22 protein-coding genes are annotated in these 23260 nt (G+C 66.6%); 12 read left to right on the forward strand and 10 right to left on the reverse strand.

The annotated features are described in order from the left end of the window. Nucleotides 1-4 precede the first annotated feature (4 nt). From E8F11_RS28625 to E8F11_RS28640, 4 genes are read left to right on the forward strand one after another with little or no spacing between them, the layout of a single operon-like run. Entirely contained in the window at nt 5-1555 is a 1551-nt protein-coding gene (locus E8F11_RS28625; RefSeq protein WP_280292287.1) for a TolC family protein, read from the forward strand. Further along, nucleotides 1548-2675 (forward strand): HlyD family secretion protein, encoded by a 1128-nt coding sequence (locus tag E8F11_RS28630; RefSeq protein ID WP_280292288.1) that lies wholly within the window; start codon nt 1548-1550, stop codon nt 2673-2675. Before E8F11_RS28625 ends, E8F11_RS28630 begins: the two co-directional genes overlap by 8 nt. Continuing rightward, a complete protein-coding gene (locus E8F11_RS28635) occupies nt 2665-3687 on the forward strand; it encodes a DUF2955 domain-containing protein (RefSeq protein ID WP_280292289.1) in 1023 nt (340 codons plus the stop codon). The genes E8F11_RS28630 and E8F11_RS28635 overlap by 11 nt, the downstream gene beginning before the upstream one ends. A 12-nt stretch (nt 3688-3699) precedes the next feature. After that, nucleotides 3700-4140: a potassium channel family protein gene (locus E8F11_RS28640; RefSeq protein WP_280292290.1), complete on the forward strand. Its 441-nt coding sequence runs from the start codon at nt 3700-3702 to the stop codon at nt 4138-4140. Here E8F11_RS28640 and E8F11_RS28645 read toward each other — a convergent pair. Beyond that, on the reverse strand, nt 4137-5018 hold the full coding sequence (locus E8F11_RS28645) for a LysR family transcriptional regulator (protein WP_280292291.1): 882 nt from the start codon (nt 5016-5018) through the stop codon (nt 4137-4139). The two genes, E8F11_RS28640 and E8F11_RS28645, sit on opposite strands and share 4 nt — an antisense overlap. A 141-nt stretch (nt 5019-5159) precedes the next feature. Here E8F11_RS28645 and E8F11_RS28650 point away from each other — a divergent pair, with 141 nt between their 5' ends. Then, nucleotides 5160-6143, forward strand: coding sequence for an NAD(P)H-quinone oxidoreductase (locus E8F11_RS28650; protein WP_280292311.1), 984 nt, complete (start codon nt 5160-5162; stop codon nt 6141-6143). Nucleotides 6144-6196: 53 nt separating this feature from the next. On the opposite strand, the gene E8F11_RS28655 is transcribed toward E8F11_RS28650, so the two are convergent. The 5 genes from E8F11_RS28655 to E8F11_RS28675 are packed head-to-tail and all read right to left on the reverse strand — an operon-like array spanning nt 6197 to nt 10321. Beyond that, nucleotides 6197-6976, reverse strand: a complete 780-nt coding sequence (locus E8F11_RS28655) for an SDR family oxidoreductase (RefSeq protein WP_280292292.1) — start codon at nt 6974-6976, stop codon at nt 6197-6199. Then, on the reverse strand, nt 6973-8151 hold the full coding sequence (locus tag E8F11_RS28660; RefSeq protein ID WP_280292293.1) for an acyl-CoA dehydrogenase family protein: 1179 nt from the start codon (nt 8149-8151) through the stop codon (nt 6973-6975). The genes E8F11_RS28655 and E8F11_RS28660 overlap by 4 nt, the downstream gene beginning before the upstream one ends. A gap of 28 nt (nt 8152-8179) precedes the next feature. Then, entirely contained in the window at nt 8180-8899 is a 720-nt protein-coding gene (locus E8F11_RS28665) for a histidine phosphatase family protein (protein WP_280292294.1), read from the reverse strand. Beyond that, the gene (locus tag E8F11_RS28670) at nt 8889-9266 is read right to left on the reverse strand and encodes a DUF6285 domain-containing protein (RefSeq protein WP_280292295.1); all 378 of its coding nucleotides are present in this window, start codon (nt 9264-9266) and stop codon (nt 8889-8891) included. Before E8F11_RS28670 ends, E8F11_RS28665 begins: the two co-directional genes overlap by 11 nt. Beyond that, entirely contained in the window at nt 9263-10321 is a 1059-nt protein-coding gene (locus tag E8F11_RS28675; RefSeq protein WP_280292296.1) for a phosphotransferase family protein, read from the reverse strand. The genes E8F11_RS28670 and E8F11_RS28675 overlap by 4 nt, the downstream gene beginning before the upstream one ends. Before the next feature lie 215 nt (nt 10322-10536). Between E8F11_RS28675 and prpR the strand changes: the two genes are divergently transcribed. The 5 genes from prpR (at nt 10537) to E8F11_RS28700 (ending at nt 18052) form a co-directional block, all read left to right on the forward strand. Then, nucleotides 10537-12504, forward strand: a complete 1968-nt coding sequence (gene prpR, locus E8F11_RS28680; protein WP_280292297.1) for a propionate catabolism operon regulatory protein PrpR — start codon at nt 10537-10539, stop codon at nt 12502-12504. A gap of 385 nt (nt 12505-12889) precedes the next feature. Then, nucleotides 12890-14491 carry a long-chain fatty acid--CoA ligase gene (locus E8F11_RS28685; protein ID WP_280292312.1) on the forward strand — a complete coding sequence of 534 codons (1602 nt, stop codon included), beginning with the start codon at nt 12890-12892 and terminating at the stop codon, nt 14489-14491. Between the two features lie 91 nt (nt 14492-14582). After that, on the forward strand, nt 14583-14912 hold the full coding sequence (locus E8F11_RS28690; protein ID WP_280292298.1) for a DUF485 domain-containing protein: 330 nt from the start codon (nt 14583-14585) through the stop codon (nt 14910-14912). Beyond that, a complete protein-coding gene (locus tag E8F11_RS28695; protein WP_280292299.1) occupies nt 14909-16573 on the forward strand; it encodes a cation acetate symporter in 1665 nt (554 codons plus the stop codon). Before E8F11_RS28690 ends, E8F11_RS28695 begins: the two co-directional genes overlap by 4 nt. Nucleotides 16574-16801: 228 nt before the next feature. Further along, nucleotides 16802-18052 carry an OprD family porin gene (locus tag E8F11_RS28700; RefSeq protein ID WP_280292300.1) on the forward strand — a complete coding sequence of 417 codons (1251 nt, stop codon included), beginning with the start codon at nt 16802-16804 and terminating at the stop codon, nt 18050-18052. A gap of 198 nt (nt 18053-18250) precedes the next feature. Here the strand turns inward: E8F11_RS28700 and E8F11_RS28705 are convergent, their stop codons facing one another. The 3 genes from E8F11_RS28705 to E8F11_RS28715 form a co-directional block, all read right to left on the reverse strand. After that, nucleotides 18251-18547, reverse strand: a complete 297-nt coding sequence (locus E8F11_RS28705; protein WP_280292301.1) for a putative quinol monooxygenase — start codon at nt 18545-18547, stop codon at nt 18251-18253. Between the two features lie 78 nt (nt 18548-18625). Then, nucleotides 18626-19309 carry a type 1 glutamine amidotransferase domain-containing protein gene (locus tag E8F11_RS28710; protein WP_280292302.1) on the reverse strand — a complete coding sequence of 228 codons (684 nt, stop codon included), beginning with the start codon at nt 19307-19309 and terminating at the stop codon, nt 18626-18628. 102 nt (nt 19310-19411) lie between these two features. Continuing rightward, nucleotides 19412-19849 (reverse strand): nuclear transport factor 2 family protein, encoded by a 438-nt coding sequence (locus E8F11_RS28715; RefSeq protein WP_280292303.1) that lies wholly within the window; start codon nt 19847-19849, stop codon nt 19412-19414. A 137-nt stretch (nt 19850-19986) separates the two neighbouring features. Here E8F11_RS28715 and E8F11_RS28720 point away from each other — a divergent pair, with 137 nt between their 5' ends. Beyond that, entirely contained in the window at nt 19987-20958 is a 972-nt protein-coding gene (locus E8F11_RS28720) for a LysR substrate-binding domain-containing protein (protein WP_280292304.1), read from the forward strand. A gap of 24 nt (nt 20959-20982) precedes the next feature. On the opposite strand, the gene E8F11_RS28725 is transcribed toward E8F11_RS28720, so the two are convergent. Beyond that, a complete protein-coding gene (locus E8F11_RS28725; protein WP_280292305.1) occupies nt 20983-21510 on the reverse strand; it encodes an Rrf2 family transcriptional regulator in 528 nt (175 codons plus the stop codon). A gap of 327 nt (nt 21511-21837) precedes the next feature. Between E8F11_RS28725 and E8F11_RS28730 the strand changes: the two genes are divergently transcribed. Continuing rightward, a complete protein-coding gene (locus tag E8F11_RS28730) occupies nt 21838-23040 on the forward strand; it encodes an NAD(P)/FAD-dependent oxidoreductase (RefSeq protein WP_280292306.1) in 1203 nt (400 codons plus the stop codon). Nucleotides 23041-23260: the final 220 nt, after the last annotated feature.

Raw genomic sequence — 23260 nt, forward strand, 5'->3', positions numbered from 1 at the left:
GCCCATGATGTGGCGTTGCCTCGACCCTGGCCGGCTGCTCCTGCTCGGCGTGCTCGGCCTCGGCGGCTGCGTGCGCCTCGGGCCGGACTTCCAGTCACCGGGAGAACCCTGGATAGAGCACTGGAACAGCCCCGCCCTGGAGCAGGCCGGCCTCCTCCGTCCGCAGCCGGACGATCAGCAGTGGTGGCAGGTGTTCGAGGACCCGGCGCTGGAGCGGCTGATCCTCGAGGCGGACCGCAACAACCCCGACCTGAAGATCGCCGGCCTGCGGGTGCTGGAGGCCCGCGCCCAGCTGGGCATCGCCGAGAGCGGCCGCTACCCGCAGTTCCAGCAGGCCAGCGCCGACAGCGTTTACCTCAAGCGCGACCAGTCAGGCGGGCGCAACCCGCAGGACACCCACTTCTGGCAGCACAGCGCCGGCTTCGACATCGCCTGGGAACTGGATTTCTGGGGGCGCTTCAGCCGCGCCATCGAGTCGGCCGACGCCGCCTACTTCGCCTCCCTGGCCAATCGTGAAGACCTGCTGGTGCTGCTGCGCGCGCAAGTGGCGGATACCTACTATGCACTGCGGACCACCGAAGCTCGCCTGCGCATCGCACGGGAGAACGCACAGCTGCAGAATCGCAGCCTCGAGATCACCGAACGGCTGTTCGAGGGCGGCGAGGAAACCGAACTCGACGTGCAGCAGGCCAGGACCCAGTACCTGGGCACCCTGAGCACCATCCCCGAGCTGGAGCGCCAGATCCTTGTCAGCCGCAACGCGCTGTCCACGCTGATCGGCCGGCCGCCAGGGCCGCTGCCTGAGCTGGGCGAGAACGAGGGGCTGATCCCGCTGGTCGACCACGCAGTGCTGCAGGACGTGCCGGCCAACCTGCTCTTGCGCCGGCCGGACGTTCGCGCCGCGGAACTCCAGGTGGCCGCCCAGTCGGCGTTGATAGGCGTGGCCGAAGCCGACCTCTACCCGTCCCTGAGCCTTCTGGGCAGCATCGTCTGGTCCACCAGCTCGCTGGACGGCGCACCGGACACCCTGGACCTGGTCGGTGGCCCCAGCCTGCGCTGGAACCTGTTCGACCATGGCCGGATCACGAACAACGTACGGGTGCAGGACGCCCGGCTGCAGCAGTTGATAGTCGCCTACCAGGACGGTGTACGGCAGGCCGCGCGCGAGGCGGACGACGCCGCCATCGGCCTGGTCAAGTCCCTGGAACGCGACGGCATCCTCGGCGAGGCGGCGCAAGCGGCCGAGCGCTCGCTGAACCTGGCCAACTCCCAGTACCGCGAAGGCTACGCGGATTTCCAGCGCGTACTGGACGCCCAGCGCGCGCTGATCGCCCAGCAGGACGCCTACCTGGCCAACCGCGGCGCTGCGGTCAGCAACCTGATCAATCTGTACAAGGCCCTCGGCGGCGGCTGGTACAGCACCGAGCCGCTGGTCGACCCGGCCACCCGCCAGCAGATGCAGGAACGCACCGACTGGGGCGACCTGCTCGACGAACAAAGCCCTCCGGCCCCGGGCAGCGGTCCGGACCCGCACAAGGTGAGCAACGATGAGTGATGCCTCGAAGGACCCCGCAGAAGCGCCAGCCAAGCCGCCGGCGCCCGACTCCGACCCGGTGAAGCGCGGGGCCGGCTGGGTCGCCTGGGTAATAGTCCTGACCCTGGTCTGGTACCTGCTGGCCGACCGCTTCACGCCCTATACCCAGCAAGCGCGGGTGCAGGCCTTCGTCGTTCCGGTGGCGGCCGAGGTGGCGGGCCGGGTAACCCGGGTGCTGGTACGCAACAACCAGGATGTGAAGGCCGGCGAGGTGCTGTTCGAGGTGGATCGCCAGCAGTACCAGATCGCCGTCGACCGCGCCCGCGCCGACCTCGATTCCACACGCCGGCAGATCGGCGCGAGCACCGCCGGCATCGACTCGGCGCTGGCATCCTTGCAGGCCGCACAGGCCAACGAGCTGAAAGAGAAGCAGAACAGCGCGCGCCTGGAGCGTCTCTACCGGGAAGATCCGGGCACCATCTCGCTGCGCCGCCTGGAAGGCGCCCGTGCCTCTCGCGAGCAGGCCATCAGCCAGGTCGCCGCGGCCCGTGCCGAAGTGCAGCGTGCGCGCGAGCAGCAAGGCGGCGGCGAGGAAGACAACGCCCAGCTGCGCAGCGCCACCTCGGCCCTGCACAAGGCCGAGCTGGACCTGGCCAACACCCAGGTGCGCGCGCGTTCGGCAGGCCTGATCACCGACCTGCGTACCGAAGCCGGACAATTCGCCGCAGCCGGCAACCCGGTCATGACCCTGATCGCGATCCATGACGTCTGGGTCAGCGCGGACATGACCGAGAACAACCTAGGCCTGGTCGAGGTCGGCAGCCCGGTCGGTATCGTGCTCGACACCCTGCCCGGGCGGATATTCGAGGGGCGCGTGCGCAGCATCGGCTATGGCGTCAGCGTCGGCCAGGCCACCGCGCCCGGCAGCCTGCCGACGGTGCAGAACAGCCGCGACTGGCTGCGTCCGGCGCAGCGCTTCCCGGTGATAGTCGAATTCGCCCCGGGCGAGCTGGCCAAGCTGCGCGGCATCCGCGTCGGCGGGCAGGCCGAGGTGATGGCCTTCCCGCGCGAAGGCAACGTGCTGAACCCGCTTGGCCGGGTGGTCCTGCGCCTGATGAGCTGGCTGTCCTATGCCTACTGAGCGCGATCCGCGCGGCCAGCGCGCGCTGCGCCTGGCCAGCGCCACTGCGCTGTGCCTCGCCGCGAGCTTCGGCCTGGCCCTGCCGATCCCTTTCCTGGCACCGATGTTGACCCTGTTCATGGGCGCCGCGATGAATCGGCCGCTGGGCCTCAAGGCCGGACTGGGCCTGGCGCTCATGGTGGCGCTGACCACCGGCAGCGGCCTGCTGCTGATTCCGCTGCTGATCCATGCCCCATTGAGCGGCGTGCTGCTGGTCGGACTCCTGCTCTTCATTTGCTTCCGCTACGGCCTGAGCGGGGGCAACTCGCTGGTTTCCACCTTCCTGGTCATCGGCCTGACCCTGATCTCCGCCGCCGGAGCCAGCGACTTCGAACTGTCGCTGATGGTCATCGAGGCGCTGTTGAAAGGCGTACTGTTGGCAGTTCTCAGCCTCACCCTCGGCCACTGGCTGTTCCCCGAATCAGCAGCCGCCTCGCCCGCACCCGCCAAAGCCGGGCTGACACCCACCGATACCAGCTGGATCGCGCTGCGTGCCATGCTGGTGGTAATGCCGGCCTACCTGCTGGCGCTGATCGACCCGGCCAGCTATATGCCGGTGATCATGAAGGCCGTGAGCCTGGGCCAGCAGGCATGCGACACCAGGGCGCGCGACGCGGGCCGGGAACTGCTCGGCTCGACCCTGCTCGGCGGCCTGCTGGCCATCCTGTTCTGGGGGGCGCTGGGAATCCTGCCGAACCTCTGGATGTTCTTCCTGTGGATGCTGCTGTTCGGCCTGCTGCTGGCGCGCAAGCTCTATGCCCTGAGCCCGACCCGGCTGAGCCCGGGCTTCTGGCTGAACAGCATGGCCACCCTGATCATCCTGCTCGGCCAGTCGGTGCAGGACAGCGCGGCCGGCAAGGATGTCTACACGGCATTCGCCGTGCGCATGGGCCTGTTCATCGCCGTGACCCTGTACGCCTGCCTGGCGGTGTACCTGATCGACATCAGGCGCCAGCGCCCCATCAACCCCTGACGAGACCAGCACATGTTCCTCAGCCTTCTGATCGGCTTCCCCATCATGCTGCTCTGCCTGTTCCTGCAGGCAATCTTCCTGGCCCTGTGCCTACGCCAGTACGTGCGTTTCAGGCATGCCGAGCAGAGCCATGATTCACTGGGACGCAATGCCTTGCTGCTGGGGCTGGTGATGCTGGTGATGCTGCTGGGCAACTTCGTGCAGACGGCCATCTGGGCCGCGCTGTTCCTGTACCTCGGCGAGTTCGACAAGTTCGAGACGGCGCTTTACTTCTCCGGTGTGAACTTCGCCACCCTGGGCTACGGCGACATCGTCATGACCGAAAAGTGGCGGCTGCTGGGGCCCATGGAGGCCGCCCACGGCATCCTCATGTTCGGCGTTTCCACCGCTGTGCTGACCGGGGCAGTGATGGATGTCATCAAGCAGGCCAAAGGCCGGCGTCATGGCCACTAGGTAGTAGCCATCACCCCGGCGAAAACCTCCACCACCTGGTCGATCACGGCGCGGATCCGCGCCGTGTGGCGCAGGTCTGCATGGGTCACCATCCAGACCTCGTAGGGTTTGCCGCGCTCGCGCTCCGGCCAGAGGTGCACCAGGCCGTCCTGCTGCCCCATGTACAGGGGAATCTCACCGATACCCAGGCCGGCACCAATAGCCCTGCGCACCATCATGCTGGAGTTGACCGCCGCCACGATCCGGCCGCCGCCGATGGGCTCGCCGACCAGCGTCGGCTCGCGGCTTTCCGTGAGATAAGGCTCGTACATCACGATGTCATGGCCGCTAAAGGCACTGCCGGGTTCGGGGGCTCCATGGCTGTCCAGATAGCCTTGGGCCGCGAACAGGCCCATGGGCCAGCGTGCCAGCCGCTTGAGGGTCAGGTCGGGGTTTTCCGGCTTCTGCGTGCGGATGGCGATGTCCGCCTCGCGCCTGGACAGGTTGAGCAGCTGTGAAGAGCTGTTGAGCACCACGCTGACATCCGGGTGCTCGGCATGCAGCCGCGCGATGGCGGGAATGATGAAGTCGACGGCCAGCGAATCGGTGGTGGTGAGTCGCACTTCGCCCGAGAGCGCCCTGTCCAGCCCCTGGGTACGGCGCATCAGTTCGATGGCCGAGGCCTCCATCCGCTCGGCCGCTTCGAACGCCGCCTCGCCCGCCGGCGTCAGCAGGTAGCCGCCGGACGTCCGCAGGAACAGCGTGGAGCCCAGGCCACGCTCCATCGCCGCGATACGACGGCCGACCGTGGCCTGGTCCACATGCAGGGTGCGCGCGGCTCCACGCAGGGTCTGCTCCCGCCCCAGGGCGAGGAAGACCCGGGCATCGTCCCAATTCATCGCATGCTCTCCTGATGCATTTCTGCATCCAAACCCTGAAATAACACTGCACGACTGCATCATAGGGCAGCCCTACCATGGCAGGCATCCCGACCATCCGAAGAGGACGCGACCATGAGCAGCACCAACATCCCCCAGCAGATGACCGCCATCGAAATCACCCGGCCGGGCGGTCCCGAAGTGCTGGTTCCGGCCCGCCGGCCGACGCCGAGCCCCGCCCCGCGCGAAGTGCTGATCCGGGTCCTGGCGGCCGGGGTCAATGGCCCTGACGTGCTGCAGCGCAAGGGTCTGTACGATCCGCCGGCCGGCGCTTCGGATATCCCGGGCCTGGAAATCGCCGGCGAGGTAGTGGCCCTGGGCAGCGCGACCAGCCGCTTCGCCATCGGCGACAAGGTCAGCGCTCTGGTGCCGGGTGGCGGCTATGCCGAGTACGCCGTGGCCGACGAACGCACCACCCTCCACCTTCCCCGGGGGCTGGACCTGGTGGAAGCGGCGGCACTACCGGAAACCTTCATGACCGTCTGGGTCAACCTGTTCCAGCGCGGACAGTTCAAGCAGGGCGAGACCCTGCTGATCCACGGTGGCGCCTCCGGCATCGGCACCACCGCGACCATGCTGGCCAAGGCATTCGGCGCCGCGAAGATCATCACCACGGTCGGCAACGAGGAACAGCGCCAGGCCAGCCTGGCCCTGGGCGCAGACCTGGCGGTCAACTACCAGGAGGCGGATTTCGCCCTGGAAGTGATGAAGGCCACCGAAGGCAAGGGCGTGGACGTCATCGTCGACATCATCGCCGGCGATTACGTGGCGAGGAACTTCCAGGCCGCCGCCATGAACGGGCGCATCGTGCAGATCGGCGTGATCAAGGGTGCGGCCAGGGAACTCGACCTCTTCCCCCTGCTGACCAAGCGCCTCACCCACATCGGCTCGACCTTGCGCTCGCGCAGCCACGACGAGAAGGCGCAGATCATCGACGAGCTGGAAGCGCGGGTCTGGCCGCTGATCCAGGCCGGAAAGCTGAAGCCGGTGATCTACCAGACCTTCGCCCTGGAGCAGGCCAGCCGCGCCCACGAGCTGATCGACAGCGGCCGGCACATCGGCAAGATAGTGCTCAAGACCGGCTGACAGGGACGGGGTTCCGGGCGATGCCGCCGGCAAGGCGGCATCGCCCTGCCCGCTCAGAGCCCGGAACAGGCATGGCCCCCATCGACCACGATTTCCGCGCCCGTCATCCCCAGACCGGCATCCGATGCGAGCAGCAGCAAGGCGCCGTCCAGGTCTTCGCAGGTGCAGAATGCCCGCGCCGGAATGCGCGCCCTGAGCCGCTCGCCGGCCTCGCTGGCGAGGAAGGCCTGGTTGATTTCGGTGGCCACATAGCCCGGGGCGATGGCGTTGACGCGAATGCCATGCCGGGCGAGTTCCAGGGCCATGGAGCGGGTCAGGTGGCTCAGCCCGGCCTTCGCCGCGCAATAGGGGCCGACGCCGCCGCCGACCCGGCTGGCGAGGATCGAAGTGATATTGATCAGGCTCCCGCCCTGCCCCGCCGCCACCATCCGCCGCGCCGCCTCCTGGGCCACCATCCAGGCGCCCTTGAGGTTGGTGTCGAGGATCGCCTGCCAATCCTCGTCGCGGTAGTCGAGCACGCGTCTGGTATCGCTGACCCCGGCGTTGTTCACCACTATGTCCACCCCGCCCCAATCGGCCGTCAGGGCATCGAGGCAGTCGACCACCGATTGCCGCGACGTCACGTCCAGGGCATAGGCGCGGGCATCGCGGCCTTCGAACTGCAGGTCGCTGACCAGCCCTTCGAGGCGTTCCACCCGCCGCGCGGCAACGGCGACCCTGGCCCCTGCCGCCGCCAGGGTCCTGGCGAAGTGCAGGCCGAGCCCGCTGGATGCGCCCGTTACCAGCGCACGGCGCCCGGCCAGGTCAAAGAGCTTCGAAGGATCGCGGCTCATTCCGGGGCCCCCTCAGCCGTACGGGCGAGGATTTTCCGCGCCAGGCTCATGCGATGCACTTCGTTGGGGCCATCGTAGATGCGGAAGCCGCGGGCGTCGCGGAAGATCCGGTCGACTATCGCCTCGCTGGTGACGCCCTGCCCGCCCAGTACCTGCACGCTGCGGTCGATCACCCGCCAGATGCCTTCGGAGCTGATGACCTTGGCCATGCTCGACTCGAAGTTGCCGCGCTCGCCCTGGTCCAGCACCCAGGCGCAATGCTGGATGGCCAGGCGCGTGGTGAGCAGGTCCATCTCGTTGTCCGCCAGCATGAAGCCGACGCCCTGGTGCTCGCCCAGCTTCTTGCCGAACGACTCGCGGCGGCTGGCGTAGGCACAGGCCACGTCATGGGCGCGGCGTGCCTGGCCAAGCCAGCGCATGCAATGGGTCAGCCGGGCCGGGGCCAGGCGTACCTGGGCGTAGCGGAAGCCCTTGCCGATCTCGCCCAGCACATCGCTGGCCGGCACCCGCAGGTTGTCGAAGCGCAGCACCGCGTGGCCACCGGTGAAGCAGCTGTCCATCGAATCCATCATGCGTTCGAGGAAGAAACCCGGACGGTCCGTATCGGTCAGGAACATGGTGGCGCTGCCGTCTTCCATGCGCGCCATGATGATGGCCAGGCTGGCGCCTTCGGCACCGGTGATCAGCCACTTGCGGCCATTGATGAGGTAGTCGTCACCATCGCGCACTGCGGTGGTGGTCAGCATCGACGGATCGGAACCCGCGCCGGGGCCGGGCTCGGTCATGGCGAAGCAGGAGCGTATGTGCCCCTGTACCAGCGGCCGTAGCCAACGGTCCTTCTGCGCGTCCGAGGCCACCACTTCCATCAGGTGGATGTTGCCTTCATCCGGCGCATGGATATTCAGCGCCGTCGGTCCCAGCGGCGAGTAGGCCGCCTCCTCGAATATCACTGCCTTCTCCACATGGGACAGCCCAAGGCCACCCATTTCCCGCGAGGCGTGGGGCGTCAGCAGGCCATGGGCGCGGGCCTTCTCCACCAGGGCCTGCCTCAGCTCGGCGGACGGACCATGGGCGGTCTGCCGTGGGTCGTTCTCCATCGGCACTATCTCGGTGGCGATGAAGTGCCGGACCCTGGCCTGAAGGTCCAGGAGCTCGTCGGAAAGGGCGAAGTTCATGTAGGTCTTCCTTTGCTTGCAGAAGGAGTCAGGCCGTCAGCCCGGATGGTTGGATGGCGTTGAACAGGTTTTCCAGGACGGTGTCCCGAATGCCGGACTTGTGCGGGTCGTAGGGGGTGAAGTTGAGGGTGCGGATGATCCCGCCCAGCACCTGGCCGCCACGACTGTCGATGTCGAGGACATTGAGGCAGGCGGTGTCCTGCTCGAAGGCGGCGATGCCGGGCAGGCCGACACCAGCCGCCCAGGCCAGGAGGATGCGATTCACCGCGTCGTGGCTGACCATCAGGGCGCTGTCCCATGACGGGTCGCCGAGCAGGTCGAAGAAGACGCCCAGCACCCGCTGCTGGAAGGCATCCCAGCGCTCTCCGCCGAGGAAGGCGGCTCCGGGCTGCGCGGCCCCCCGGTAGGCCCCGGTCACTTCCCGGTGCAGCGACTCCGGGGGGATCTCGCGCAGCCGGCCAGCGCGAATCTCGCGCAGCTCGGGCATGGCCTTCACCGGAAGCTCGCGGCCCGCCAGCAGCAGGTCCAGGGTCTGCCGGGCACGCGGGTAGTCGGAGCAGAGTACCCGCTCGAAACCCGTGCCCCGGATCACCTCGCCCAGCGCCCTGGCCTGTGTTGCGCCGCTGCGAGACAGAGGCACCGAACGCGGGTCGAGCGGCCGTCCCGCATCATCGAAGTAGTCGACATGGCCATGGCGCACCAGGTAGCAGCGGCGCCGGCGCAGTGGCGGCAGAGAATCAGCGGCCATGGCCCACCACCTTGGGATTGCTCACCGACAGCCTGGCTCGGGTGATCTCTCCCAGGGCGTGGAGCAGCATGTCCCGGGACGGGCCGGGCTGGTCGAACAGGCCCTGACGGATGAACTGGCAGAGCATGGCGCGGGCGTCCTCAGCGGTGAGCCCGGCCAGGCCGTGGAGGTTCAGGACCTGCTCCAGCGCGTCCGCTTCGATGCGCAGGGCCCTGGCGCCATGTTCTATTTCACGGGCGACCATGGCCATGGCGCTGGCGGCCATCCGGCATTCGTAGTGGAGCTGCTCCGGCAGCGCCGGAAGCATTTCCCCGAGCAACAGCTCGCGGGTGGTCGCCAGCAGTTCGAGGGCGTTCGGGCCATTCATGGCTTGCCTCCGCTTAGGGCCAGGATTTCGTGCTCCAGCTCCGGCACCATGCAGCCCGTCAGGGCCAGTTCCAGGGAGCGCTGCTGGCCGGACAGGTGGCGCTGGGCCTGCTGCAGGGCAACCACTGCCCAGCGCAGGTGCGCCAGCAATTGCCAGAACCTCAGTTCTTCGCTCGAGGGGCGGTACCCAGAGAAGTCCTGGTAACCGTCGAGGAAGTCAGCCAGCTCGCCCATGCCGCCCGCCTCGCGGTCCGGGCGGGCGAAGCGCCAGCACCGGGCAGTGAACCAGCCAAGGTCCTCCCGCGGGTCGCCCCAACCGGTGAATTCCCAATCCAGCACCCCGCTCAGGCGCCCGTCCTCCACCATGTAGTTGCCGGTGCGAAAATCGCGATGGAGCAGTTTCGCGGGAAGCGGCTCGGGGCGGTTCAGCTCGCACCAGCGCAGCCCCCACTCGATGACCGGATGGCTGCCCGGCAAGGCATCCAGGTATTGCCGGTACTGGTCAATGCTGGCTTGCAGCGGATCCGCCACCGGCGCAGGCAGGAAACCCAGGTTCGGGTGCGCCGGGGTGATGCGATGGAGCATCGCCAGGTTGCTGCCCAGCTCACGGCACAGCCCGGCACGGGCCGGTTCGAGCTCCCGGTCGGTGGTCAGCCGGTGACCGCTGGCGGAGCCGCCTAGGGCCTGCATGACAAAGAAATCGCCGCCGATCACCGCCGGGTCGCGGCATAGCCACAGCGGCCGGGGCACCTTCACGCCGGCCTGGTGCACGGCGCTCAGTACCGCGAACTCCTGTTCGCGGCTCATGCTGACGGCCACCGAGGATGGCGCGTCGGTGCGCAGGACCCAGCGGCGCTCCGCCTGCCACGATCCATTGCGGACACGGGCGCTCAGCAGCCAATTTTCCTGGATGGCGCCGCCGGACAGCCGCTCGCTGCGCTCGATCCGTACCTCCTCGTAGCCGAGCCGCTCCCTCAGGAAACCGGCCAGCGCCGGGTGGGCATCGGGAATGTCGATCCGGGCAAGTTCGGATTCGGGTAATGCTTTGCTGTACATCGGAGTCTCCTTCTCACAGGGAATGACCTGGAAGGCAGGAGAGCAAAAGCCGCGCCAGCTCCTGAAAGAAACCCGATTTCGCAAGAATTATCATTTGAAAACAACAGGTTATTTGAAAAACAAAAAACGTGGCCGGCTGCCGATTCGCAACTCACGTTGCAGAACTGAAATCGATGTTTCAGCATGGAAAGCGCCTTCACCCACCGGAAACCAGCATGCCGACCGAGCATTACCTGCCCCGCGTAGTCGCCCTGATCACCCACCTCAGCCTCCCGGATGGGCCCAGCCGCATGGCCCGCATTGTCCAGCAGGTGATCCCGGACTACCGCAGCCGGGTCCAGGTGGAAATCGTCGAATCCACGGTGAGCCGCCTCCGCGACATCGGCAAGGAACTGGAAAGCCGCCAGGACGTGGACATCATCATCTGTTCCGGCGCCGCGTCCGAGTATCTGAGGCGGCGCATCACCACGACCGTGCTCTCGATTCGCATGGGCGAGTACGACCTGATCCGCGCCCTCGATCTGGCCAGGGCCAGGGCTACCAAGGTCGGTATCGTCAGCTTCCAGCACACCCATCCGGAACTGGAAGCCATGGCATCTCTGTTCACGGTCGACATCCGCCAGGCCACCTACACCACTCTGGAAGGGGCGCAGCAGCAGATCCACCAGTTGATGGACGACGGCTACCGGGTGGTGGTGGGTTCCTCCACCGCCGTGGAAGTGGCAGAAGCCGCCGGAGCCCAGGGCGTCCTGGCGCTCAACGCGGACGCGGTGCGACGCACGCTGGAAGACGCCCTGGCCATTTGCCGCAGCCGGGCGCAGACGCTGGTCCAGCAGCAGCGCCTGAATGCCGTCCTGCGCAACCTCAGCGATGGGGTAATCGCGGTGGACGCCGACGGCCTGGTGCAATCGCTCAACCCGCGCATGGCCAGCCTGCTCGGCATCACCGGCGACCAGGCCCGCGAGTTGCCGCTCGGCGAGGTCCTGCCCGGCCTCGACATCGCTGCGGTGCTCGCCAGCGGCGAAGGCGAGGAGAACCGCATCATCCGCGTCGGCACCAGGACCCTGGCCGCCAACATCACTCCCATCATCGAGAACGGCAAGCCGGATGGGGCGGTCATCGCCTGCCAGGAAGCCAACGCCATCCAGCGCGCCGACCGGCGTATCCGCAGCCAGGTACGGCCCCGGCAATTCACCGCGCGCTACCACTTCGACCAGATACTCGGGGACGCCCCGGCCTTCCGCGACCTGCTGGAACTGGCGCGGCGCTACGCCGCCACCGACTCCACCGTGCTGATCACCGGCGAGAGCGGCACCGGCAAGGAATTGCTCGCCCAGAGCCTGCACAATGCCAGCCCGCGCCAGCCGGGCCCCTTCGTCGCGATCAACTGCGCGGCCTTTCCCGAGACCCTGCTGGAGAGCGAACTCTTCGGCTACGAGGAAGGCGCCTTCACCGGCTCGCGCAAGGGCGGGAAGGTGGGCCTGATCGAGACGGCCCACACCGGCACCCTGTTTCTCGACGAGATCGGCGACATGCCGGTGTCGCTGCAAACGCGCCTGCTGCGGGTGCTGCAGGAACGCGAAGTACTGCGCCTGGGCGCCTCGGAACCGACGCCGGTGGATATCCGCGTGATTGCCGCCACCCACTGCGACCTGCGCGGCCGCATCGCCGACGGGCGCTTCCGTGAGGACCTCTACTACCGTCTGAATATCCTGCGGCTGGTGGTGCCGCCATTGCGCGAGCGGCCCGGCGACATTCCGCTGCTGGCCAATGCCATCTTGAAGAAGCTGCCGCAGTGGCCGAACGCGGGCGGTGCCGGCCAGCACCTCCTGCAGCGCCTGATGCCCCACCTGCAGCGGCACCAGTGGCCGGGCAACATCCGCGAACTGGAAAACCTGGTGGAGCGTGCCGCCCTGTCCGCCCAGGCCCTGGGCGAGAGCAGCGGCGCCGCCGCACTGCACACCCTGTTCCCCGAACTCTTCGAGGGGCTTGGCGCACAAGCCCAGGTACAGGCAACGGCCGCCCCGGCGAATGACCTGCGCAGTATCGGCAAGGCCAGCGAAGTGGCCCACGCCAGGCAGGTGCTGGAAGCCTGCCACGGCGACCAGGAGGAAGCCGCGCGGCGCCTGGGCATCAGCCGCACCACGCTGTGGCGGCGCCTGCGGGCTGGCCGTGGCGAATAGATATTCGTACTTGGCCCATCGTAGGGTGCGCCATGCGCACCGAGTTCGAAGCCCGGGCCTGACGCCGAGCCTGCCGGCAGCGCCGCGCGGTGCGCGCGGCGCACCCTGCCCGCTTGCTTCTGGCCCTTTGCACGAATGAAACCACCGCTCTGAAACACTGTTGCAGGTCTGAAAACCGTGCCCGGCCAAAACGGTCACTCAAGTGCCGCGCGATATCGACACAAGAATCTATCTATCTGATCTGAAAAGGTTTTTTCTCACCCCAAAAACATCAACCGCAGATTGGCACAGCCATTGCTCCCACCCTGCCACGAGGACCTGGCCATCCGGCCGGGCGACCTCGACGCTCAAACAAGAACAAGGCAGGAGGTTGCCTGTGCAAGGCATGATGATGAACTTCAACCTGGGGATTGCCGCCATCATGCGGCATACGCTCCAGATTGCGGCCGACACCGAGATCGTTTCGTTGTTCGCCGACGGCCGCGTGCACCGCTACAACTACCGCGAGGCGTTCGCCAGGGCACGCCGCCTGGCCAATGTCCTCGAGACCCTGGATATCCCACCCGGCGCCCGCGTCGGCACCCTGGCCTGGAACGACCACCGGCATTTCGAACTGCATTACGCCGTGCCTTGCTCGGGCCGCGTATGCCACACCATCAACCCCAAGCTGTTCCCCGAGCAGATCGGCTACATCATCCGCCATGCCCAGGACGACGTGCTGTTCATCGACCCGCAGTTCATCCCGCTGGTGGAGGACCTGCAAGGCGAGTTGAGCGGCGTCCGCCATTTCGTCGCCCTCTGCGGACCGGAGGAAATGCCGGCCAGCAGCCTACCCAACCTGCTCTGCTACGAAACCCTGCTGGACCAGGCAGCACCGACCTATGCCTGGCCCGAGCTCGATGAGCGCCAGGCCTGCGGCCTCTGCTACACCTCGGGCACCACGGGCAATCCCAAGGGGGTGCTCACCAGCCACCGCAGCGCGGTCCTCCACGGCATGGCGCAGAACATGGCGGACAACGTCGGCCTGCGTGCCCTGGACGTGGTGATGCCGATGGTGCCGATGTTCCATGTCAACGCCTGGGGCATGCCGTACAACGCCGCAATGGTCGGCGCCAAGCTGGTGCTGCCGGGCCCACGGGTGGGCGACGCCGCCGCCATGGTCAAGCTGATCAAGGACGAGGCGGTGACCTTCTCCCTGGCGGTGCCGACCCTCTGGGCCAACATCGGCCAGTACCTGGAGGCGAGCGGCCAGAAGCTGCCCAGCCTGAAACGCGCCGTGACCGGCGGCGCCGCCTGCCCGCTGGCGCTGATCCAGGCCATGGGCCGGCATGGCGTCGCGCTGGAGAACGGCTGGGGCATGACCGAGCTGAGCCCCATGGGCAGCTACAACCGCCAGCAACCCTGGTATGCGGAGCTGGACGAGGAAGCACGCGGCCGGCAACTGCTCAAGTCAGGGCGTGCCCTGTTCGGCGTGGAGATGCGCATCCTCGACGAGGCCGGACTGCCGCTGCCCCATGACGGGCAGGCCGCGGGCGCGCTGCAGGTGCGCGGCCCCTGGGTACGCAATGGCTACTACGGCCAGGAAATGTCCGAAGACTGGTTCGATACCGGCGACGTGGCCACCATCGACCCGCAGGGCTACATGCAGATCACCGACAGGATCAAGGACGTGATCAAGTCCGGCGGCGAGTGGATCTGCTCGGTGGAAATCGAGAATGCGGTCATGGCCCATCCGCAGGTGGCGGAGGCCGCGGTGATCGGCGTCGCCCATCCGCGCTGGAGTGAACGGCCCCTGCTGGTGATAGTCCCCCGGCAGCCCGACGCCGCCCCCAGCCATCAGGAACTGATGACCTTCCTCGACGGCAAGGTGCCGAGGTGGTGGCTGCCCGATGCCAGCGAGCGGTTGGCCGAGCTTCCCCATACGGCCACCGGCAAGGTCAGCAAGAAGACCCTGCGCGAACGCTACACGGACTACGCCTGGCCCTGACCGGCAGCCGCACCCATCGCACCCCAGCATCCACGGCCCGTCGCGAGGCGGGCCGCCGAGCAGCCCTACAACAAGAAAAAGTGGAGGCAAGATGTCCAGCACAACCGAACCCCATACCCTGCACTACAGCCGCATTCGGCAGAACCCGCGCTTCATCGCCCTGTCCCGGTCGCGCTCGCGCACCACCTGGATTCTCAGTGCCCTGGTGCTGGCCGCCTATTTCCTCTTCATGGCGCTGGCGGCCTGCTTGCCCGAGGTGCTCCACCTGCCCCTCTACCCTGGCAGCCACCTGTCCCTGGGACTTCCCCTCGGGGCCTTGCTGATCCTCACCACCTGGCTGCTGACCGGCTGGTACGTGCACCGCGCCAACACCCGCTACGACAGCCTCAGCGAACAGATCGTCAAGGAGAGCCAGGCATGAAACGCGCAACCACCCGCTCTGTCGCCATCGGCCTGGCCGCCTCGCCCGCCCTGGCATGCGCCGGCACCACCGCCAGCGCCACGCAGCCCATCAACCTGCCCGCCATCGCCATGTTCCTGCTGTTCGTGATGGTGACCCTGCTGATCACCTGGTGGGCGTCTCGGCGTACCCAGTCGACCCACGACTTCTATACCGCCGGGGGCGGCATCAGCGGTCTGCAGAACGGCCTCGCGATCGCCGGCGACTACATGTCGGCCTCCACCTTGTTGGGGCTTTCCAGCCTGGTGTTCGCCAAGGGCTACGACGGCTTCATCTATGTCACCGGTTTCTTCGTCGGCTGGCCGGTGCTCACTTTCCTGATGGCCGAGCGCCTGCGCAACCTGGGCCGCTACACCTTCGCCGACATCGTTTCCTTCCGCCTCGACCAGCGCCGGATCAGGGTCCTGGCGGCCTGCGGCTCGCTCACCGTGGTCTGCTGCTACCTGCTGCTGCAGATGGTCGGCGCCGGCCAGTTGATCAAGTTGCTGTTCGGCCTGGACTACTCGGTCGCCGTCGTCGTGGTCGGCGTGCTGATGCTGGTCTACGTGGTCTTCGGCGGCATGCTGGCCACCACCTGGGTGCAGATCACCAAGGCGGTGCTCCTGCTGGTGGGCGGCACCACGCTCATGCTGCTCGCCCTGGCCGAGTTCGGCTTCAGCCTGGAGACGCTGGCCCGGCGCGCCGTCGAGGTACATGCCGGTGGCTGGAGCATCATGGGGCCGGGGAGCATGCTGTCCAACCCGCTGAATGTCGCCTCCATGGCCCTCGGCCTGGTGTTCGGCCTGGCCGGCCTGCCGCACATCCTGATGCGCTTCTTCACCGTGCCCAACGCCAGGGAAGCGCGTAAATCGGTGTTCTATGCCTCGGGCTTCATCGGTTTCTTCTTCCTGGTGGTCTGCGTGCTCGGCTTCGCCGCCATCGTGATAGTCGGCACCGAGCCGCGCTACTTTGTAGACGGCGAGCCGGGCGGCGCCCTGGTCGGCGGCGGCAACATGGTCGCCATGCACCTGGCGCAAGCGCTGGGCGGCAACCTGTTCCTCGGTTTCCTCTCCGCCGTGGCCTTCGCCACCATCCTCGCCGTGGTCGCCGGCCTGACCCTGGCCGGCGCCTCGGCCATCTCCCACGACCTCTACGTCACGGTGCTGAAAGGCGGCAAGGCCAGCGAAGCCCAGGAGATGCGCGTTTCCCGCATGGCGGTCATCGGCCTCGGGGTGATCGCCATCGGCCTCGGCATTCTCTTCGAGGACGTGAACATCACTTTCCTGGTAGCCCTGACCTTCGGCATCGCCGCCTCGGCCAACTTCCCGGTGCTGATCATGGCCATGTACTGGAAGGGCCTCACCACCCGCGGCGCCATCTGCGGCGGCCTGGCCGGGCTGGTATCGGCGCTGGCCCTGGTGGTCCTGTCGCCGACGGTGTGGGTCACGGTGCTGGGCCATGCCGAGGCTGTCTTCCCCTACGACCACCCGGCGCTGTTCTCCATGCCGCTGGCCTTTGTGGTGCTGCTGGTGGTGTCCACGCTGGACCGCAGTGCCCAGGCACGCCTGGACCGCGAAGGCTTCGACGACCAACTGGTCCGGGCGGAAACCGGCCTGGGCATGGCCAGCGCATCCGGCCACTGACCAGCCGGGCGCCCTGCCCGCCCGGCATCCGGTACGTGGCGGCCTGGCCAACGAACAGCCCTGCCGTTTGAGCGTGGCGCGGCCCTGGCTCCTTTGGGCCGCGTCCTTTTTATTCGCAAGCGGGCGCTGACCTGGCGCCTTCCCCTCCTGCCAACTCCCCCGCCATCGGGCCCGCCACGGCCCGATGCGGGCCCGGCTGTTCCATCGATAACAACAAGAGGCAACACCATGGATCGATCCACCCTCCCAATCCTCCTCGCCGGCCTCGCGCTGGCGGCACCGGCCGGCGCCGCGCTGATCGAGGACGGCAAGGCCATGCTGGAACTGCGCAATTTCTACATGAACCGTGATTTCCGCCAGCACGAGGCTCCCCAGGCCAAGGCCGAGGAATGGGCCCAGGGTTTCCTGCTGCGCTACGAGTCGGGCTTCACTGAAGGACCGCTAGGCGTTGGCGTCGACGCCCTCGGCCTGCTCGGCGTCAAGCTCGACTCGGGCGGTGGACGCAGCGGCACCCAGTTGCTCAAGCAGGACCGCGAAACCCGCCAGGCCCAGGACGAGTACGGCGAACTGGGCCTGACCGCCAAGCTGCGCGCCTCGAAGAGCGTCCTCAAGCTCGGCACCCTGCAGCCGCGCCTGCCCTCGGTGTCCTACAACGACGGCCGCCTGCTGCCGCAGACCTTTCGCGGCGTCCACCTGAATGCCCAGGAGATCGACAGACTGACCCTGGACGCCGGCCAGCTGCAGCGGGTGAACCAGCGCAACTCATCGGACTACGAGGAAATGACCGCCAGCAACGGCAGCGCCGGCGCCATAGGGGTGAAGACCGGCAAGACCAGCGATGCATTCGACTTTGCCGGCCTCGGCTACCAGTGGAACGACCAGCTCAGCACGGCCTATCACTATGGCGAGCTGGAAGACATCTACCGCCAGCACCTCCTCAGCCTGATCCACCTCCAGCCCCTGGGCGCGCAGCACTCGCTGAAGACCGAAGTGCGTGGGGCCCGGGCGCGGGATGCCGGCAGCAGCAATATCGACAACAGCGCCTACGGCGCCATGCTGACCTATCGATTCGCCGCCCACAGCCTCGGCCTGGCCTACCAGCGCATGAGTGGCGATACGGGTTACGCCTATATCGCCGGCAGCGATCCGTTCCTGTTCAACTACGTGCAGTTCGGCGACTTCGCCAATCGCGACGAACGCTCCTGGCAACTGCGCTATGACTTCGACGTCGCCAGCCTCGGCCTTCCGGGCCTGACCTTCATGACGCGCTATCTGAGCGGTGACAGCATCGACCTGGGCACCAACCAGCCGGAAGGCAAGGAGTGGGAGCGCAACACCGACATCGCCTATGTCTTCCAGAGCGGGCCGCTGAAAGACCTGGGCGTGAAATGGCGCAACGCCACCGTACGCACCCGCCACTTCGGCAACGACCTGGACGACAACCGCCTGATCCTCAGCTACAGCCTGCCGCTCTGGTAAGGGGGTGAAACGACACCTTGCGGTGGCCACGACTCACGGAGCCAGGTCGTAGGGTGCGCCGTGCGCACCGGAACCGCCGCACCAACACGCCGGTGCGCGCAGCGCACCCTACTCAGAAAGTCCGTAGCCCGAACGCAACCAGGATTCCATCCTGGCAACCAATGCAATCCTTCCTGTTCCGAAGTGCAAAAGCGCGCCTCAGACCAGGCGCTGGTAGCGCTGAATGTGGGGCTCGACTTGCAGCAGGCCAGCGGCGCGGGCGAGCGCATCCTGGAGATGCCGGGTCTGCCAGTGCCGGGCCTCGCACTCCGGGCTTTGCCAGAGCTCGAAGGAGGAAAACTCCAGGGGGTCGTCCAGGGACTGGTAGTAGGCGTATTCCAGGCACCCGGGCTCCTGGCGAGTCTTCTCGCTGAGCTCCGCCAGCAGGCTGCGCATTTCTTCGAGCGCCACGGGTTTCACCGCGAAACGGGCGGTCACAAACAGGGGGGACGGCATATCGGCCAGATACTCCAGATGAAACCCGGCCACCCCATGCCGTGCGTGGCGGCAATGGTGCGGCCGGAAAGCACGGGCCTAGCGGCCCAGTTCCTTCAGCACCAGATCCGCCACCGGGCCGCCGGATGCCGGGTTCTGCCCGGTGACCACCCGCTGGTCAGCCACGGCGAAGGGTGCCCAGGGCTCGGCGGCCTTCTGGTAGATGGCGCCGCGCTTCACCATCTCGTCCTCGGTCAGGTACGGCACGTACTTGTCCAGTTCGGCGATCTTCTCTTCGGCATTGGAGAACCCGGTGACTTCCTTGCCCTTGATCAGCAACGAACCGTCGGACAGCTTGATGTTCAGCAAGCCGACCGCGCCATGGCATACCGAGGAGACGATGCCGCCGCGTTCATAGATGCTGCGGCTGATCGCCTGCAGTTCCTCGTTGTCCGGGAAGTCCCAGACCACCCCGTGGCCCCCGGCGTAGTAGATCACCGAGTAATCGTCCGGGTTGACCTGGCTGGGCCTGAGGGTCGCACCCAGGCGATTCATGAAATCCTTGTCCTGGTACCACTGCCAGTCGCCCTCGTCGGCCATCGCCAGGCTATGGGGATCTATGGGGGTGTAGCCTCCCCGGGGGCTCACGTAGTCGACCTGGAAACCAGCCGCCTCCACTTTCCTCACGAAATGCACCGCCTCGCCCAACCAGAGACCCGTGGCGCGCGCCAGGTTCGGATACTTGGGAAAGCTGGTCAGCACCACCAGCATCTTCTTGCTCATGTTCCACCTCACTTTTCTATTGCCGAAAAAAGGGCAGCACCTCGCAACGAGGCGGATACCCTGCTTGAGAATGTGCTGCCGACCGCCCGCGTCGGCTCGCGGCTAGCTGTCCGCGTCGTCCAGCAGGCTGGTCCTGCCGAGTGCGAGGAACCAGGCCGAGTTGTCCCAGTAGGCCTTCATCCAGCTGATTCGCTGGTCGTCGCCGGTGCGGATGATGAAGACGTGGGGCAGGTCGAAATGCCGCCCCTTGTTGCGGATGCCGAACGCGTCCCTGGCCTGGGTGCCGCTGATGGTCACCTCGAATACCAGGGTTCGGCCGTCACCGTCCTGGTAGGTGGCGGTGACCTGGTTGGTCAGGTTCGGAAAGGCCTCGATCAGGCCTTCCCAGATCTGCCGCCCGTCTTCCCGGGCCGGTCCTTCCAGGCCGATGGGCAGGTAGTCGATGCGGCCATTGGCGGAAAAGCACTCCAGCATCCCGTCCAGGTCATGGCTGCGATAGCTCGAGAAAAACTGTTGCGCGATGTCCAATGCTGTCTTCAACTTTCCAGACCTCATTGCAATCCAGAGGGTAAGGGCAACGGCTGACGCCCCGGCGAGTTGCAACCTTAGTCAGCACCCGCTGCCTGCGGTAGGCGCCCAGTCGGAAATGACCATTTCATTTATGGAACACCCCTTCGATGTACGACCTGAATGAGCTGTACTTCTACGCGCAGATCGTCGAGCACCAGGGCATAGGCGCTGCCAGCCGGGCGCTGGGCATCCCCAAGTCGAAGCTGAGCCGCCATCTGTCAGCGCTGGAGGAGCGGCTGGGGATTCGCCTGATCAACCGCTCGACACGGCAATTCTCGGTCTCGGAACTGGGTCTCGAGTACTACCAGCACTGCCTGGTGATGCTGGAGGGGGCGCAAGCGGCGCAGTCGATCATCGACAACAGCCAGTCTTCGCCCAAGGGCATGGTGCGCATCGCCTGCCCCACCGCCCTGCTCAACTTCCTGGTGGCCGGCATGATCGCCCGTTACATGCGCCGCTATCCCGAGGTCGAGGTGCACCTGGAAAGCACCAACCGCCAGGTCGATCCCCTGCGCGAGGGCTTCGACATCGCACTGCGGGTGGGCTTCCCGCCTTTCGAGGACAGCGGCCTGACGATGAAGACACTGTCCCGCAGCCCCCAGGAACTGGTGGCGAGCCCCGGGCTCGTCGAGCGGCTGGGCCCGGTACGCTCGCTGGCCGACCTGGCGCGTTATCCGAGCCTGGACATGGGCCCCTGCGCCCGCCAATACCTATGGAACATGGAAGGCCCTGGTGGCGTGCAGGCGACCGTTCGCCACTCGCCCCGCCTGGTGACCGACGACATGATCACCTTGCGGCGGGTGGCGCTTGAAGGAGGAGGAATCGTGCAGCTGCCCAAGCTGGTGGTGTTCAAGGACATCCGCAATGGGGTCCTGCTGCCGGTCCTGGACGAGTGGAAACCCAAGGGGGCGATAGTCCATGCCCTGTTCGCCTCGAGGCGCGGGCTGATGCCCTCGGTCAGGAGCCTGCTGGACTTCCTGGCGGACAGTTTCGGCGAGCTGGATTTCGAGAATCTCTACGAGGGCTACGTCCTCAGGGGCGACGAGGACGCCTGCTTCCTCACCGACTCGGCGCCCTGAGCAGGCGCGTCGTTGCCGCGAGCGTCATGCCTCACCGCTGGTGGCCCGGCCATCACGGCGCGTGTCCATCCAGCGGATGACTTCCTCATTGAAGCTCGGAGGGGCCTTGCGCCCTAGCCGCCGCACCAGATCGAGCACGGTCTGCTGGGCCAGCGCTTCTTCCATGCGTTTCTGCGCCGTCAGCATCACCGCGTGAATCGCGCAGGTACCGGAGGTGGCCCAGTCCGGCGGCGACCCGTCGAAGACGGCGCAACGCCCACGGATATCGCGGCATTCGAAGATCGATTTGTCCCCGTCGATGGCCTTGACTATATCCAGCACGCTGATCTCGTCGGCCGGCCGCGCCAGCTTGAATCCGCCGCGCACGCCCTCGGTGGCGACGACCAGCCCGGCCTTCGCCAGCTTGGTGAAGACCTTGGCCAGGAGTTCCTGGGGCACACCTTGCAGCTCAGCCAGCGCACGCACGCTGGACTCGCGGCCATCGCCCTTCTCATCGGTCAGGTAAAGCAGGCAGTGGATCCCGTACTCCACGCCAGCGCTGTATAGAGACATAGCTAACTCCGACATCTTCAGTCGCACTATATTGCGTGCATCCACTGGGCTGCCGCAAGACCTGCCGCGCTCGCGCCGATGGGCTGCAGCAGGCGCAACGGCCCAGATTCCTTTCTATATGCGCAAAGCGTCTGGGCACCCATTGCGATGGACGGTGCGCGCCAATCTGAAAAAGGCCTTGCTCGAATAAACTACGACTCTTATAGTCGCAGTTACGAAGCAGGCATCGGTGACTCCCCCACTGCTGGCCCAAGTAACAGGCCAATCGATTCGATGCCCATACGTACTCGTACTCAACGCGATTCCTTTTTCTTCCAGGAGACACACATGAAACAACGCATTCTGATCGTCGGCGCCGGGTTTGCTGGTATGTGGAGCGCGCTGAGCGCCGCTCGCCTGATGGACCTGCATGGCCACACCGATACCGAAGTGGCCGTCCTCGCGCCCCAGGCCGAGCTGCGTATCCGCCCGCGCTTCTACGAGCCGGACGTGCACAAGATGGCAGCTCCGCTCCACGATCTCTTTGCAGCCGTCGGCGTGACTTTCATCCAGGGCACGGCCGAGCGGATCGACGCAGCAGGCAAGACGGTCGAGTACCGCGATGCCCAGGGCGAAACTGCCATCCGGGCCTATGACCGGCTGGTGCTGGCCAGCGGCAGCAAGGTGGCGCGTCCGCGCCTGGCAGGTATCGAACATGCCTTCGACGTCGACGAAATCAATGAGGCCGTGCGCCTGGAAAAACACATCCACTCCCTTGGCCAGCTCCCGGCGTCGGTCGCACGCAATACCGTGGTAGTCGCTGGCGGTGGTTTCACCGGTATCGAAACCGCCACCGAGATGCCCGCCCGCCTGCGCAAGGCCCTGGGCGCGGACGCAGAGGTGCGAGTGATAGTGGTCGATCGCGGCAGTGAAATCGGTGCGGCGCTGGGCGATGGTCCGCGTTCCCTGATTGCCGAGGCATCCGCCGAAGTGGGGGTCGAGTGGCGCCTGAACAGCTCGGTGGCGTCCATCGACGCCGATGGCGTCACCCTTTCCGATGGCCAACGCATCGAGGCCAGCACGGTGGTCTGGACTGCCGGTGTGCGTGCCAGCTCGCTGACCGAGCAGGTGCCCGCGGAACGCGATGCCCAGGGTCGCCTGCATGTCGACGGCAACCTCAAGGTGATCGGCCAGGACGACATCTTCGCCACCGGTGACGTGGCCTATGCCGCCGTCGACGATGCAGGCAACTACGCCCTGATGACCTGCCAGCACGCGATCGCCCTCGGCCGTTCGGCCGGCAACAACGTGGCGGCCAGCCTGATCGGTGTCGACCCGATCGCCTACAGCCAGCCCAAGTACGTGACCTGCCTCGACCTCGGCGCCTGGGGCGCGATCTTTACCGAAGGCTGGGACCGCCAGATCCGCTTCGTCCGGGATGAAGCCAAGAAGATCAAGACCGAGATCAACAGCGTCTGGATCTACCCGCCGGCCGCCAACCGCGCCGAAGCGCTGGCCGCCGCGGACCCGATGATCCCCGTGGTTGCCTGATCCAAAAGTCCGGGCGCCGGGCTGAAAGCTCCCCTTGCCCCGAAGGTCGAACAGGCCTTCGGGGCTTTTTTTGGGTTCTTCGCGGATTACCGGGGAGATTTTGCTCAGACCGGATTGGCAATCTGGTGTGAGTGAGGCTTGAGCTTCTGGTGTTCAACTCATTGCCGAGCGGGCTTCAGGTCTCTGTTTCGCCCTCCCGGGCGAGTCCCTTTTCCAATCG

This window comes from Pseudomonas sp. BN417, assembly GCF_029871205.1.
Lineage (GTDB): Bacteria > Pseudomonadota > Gammaproteobacteria > Pseudomonadales > Pseudomonadaceae > Metapseudomonas.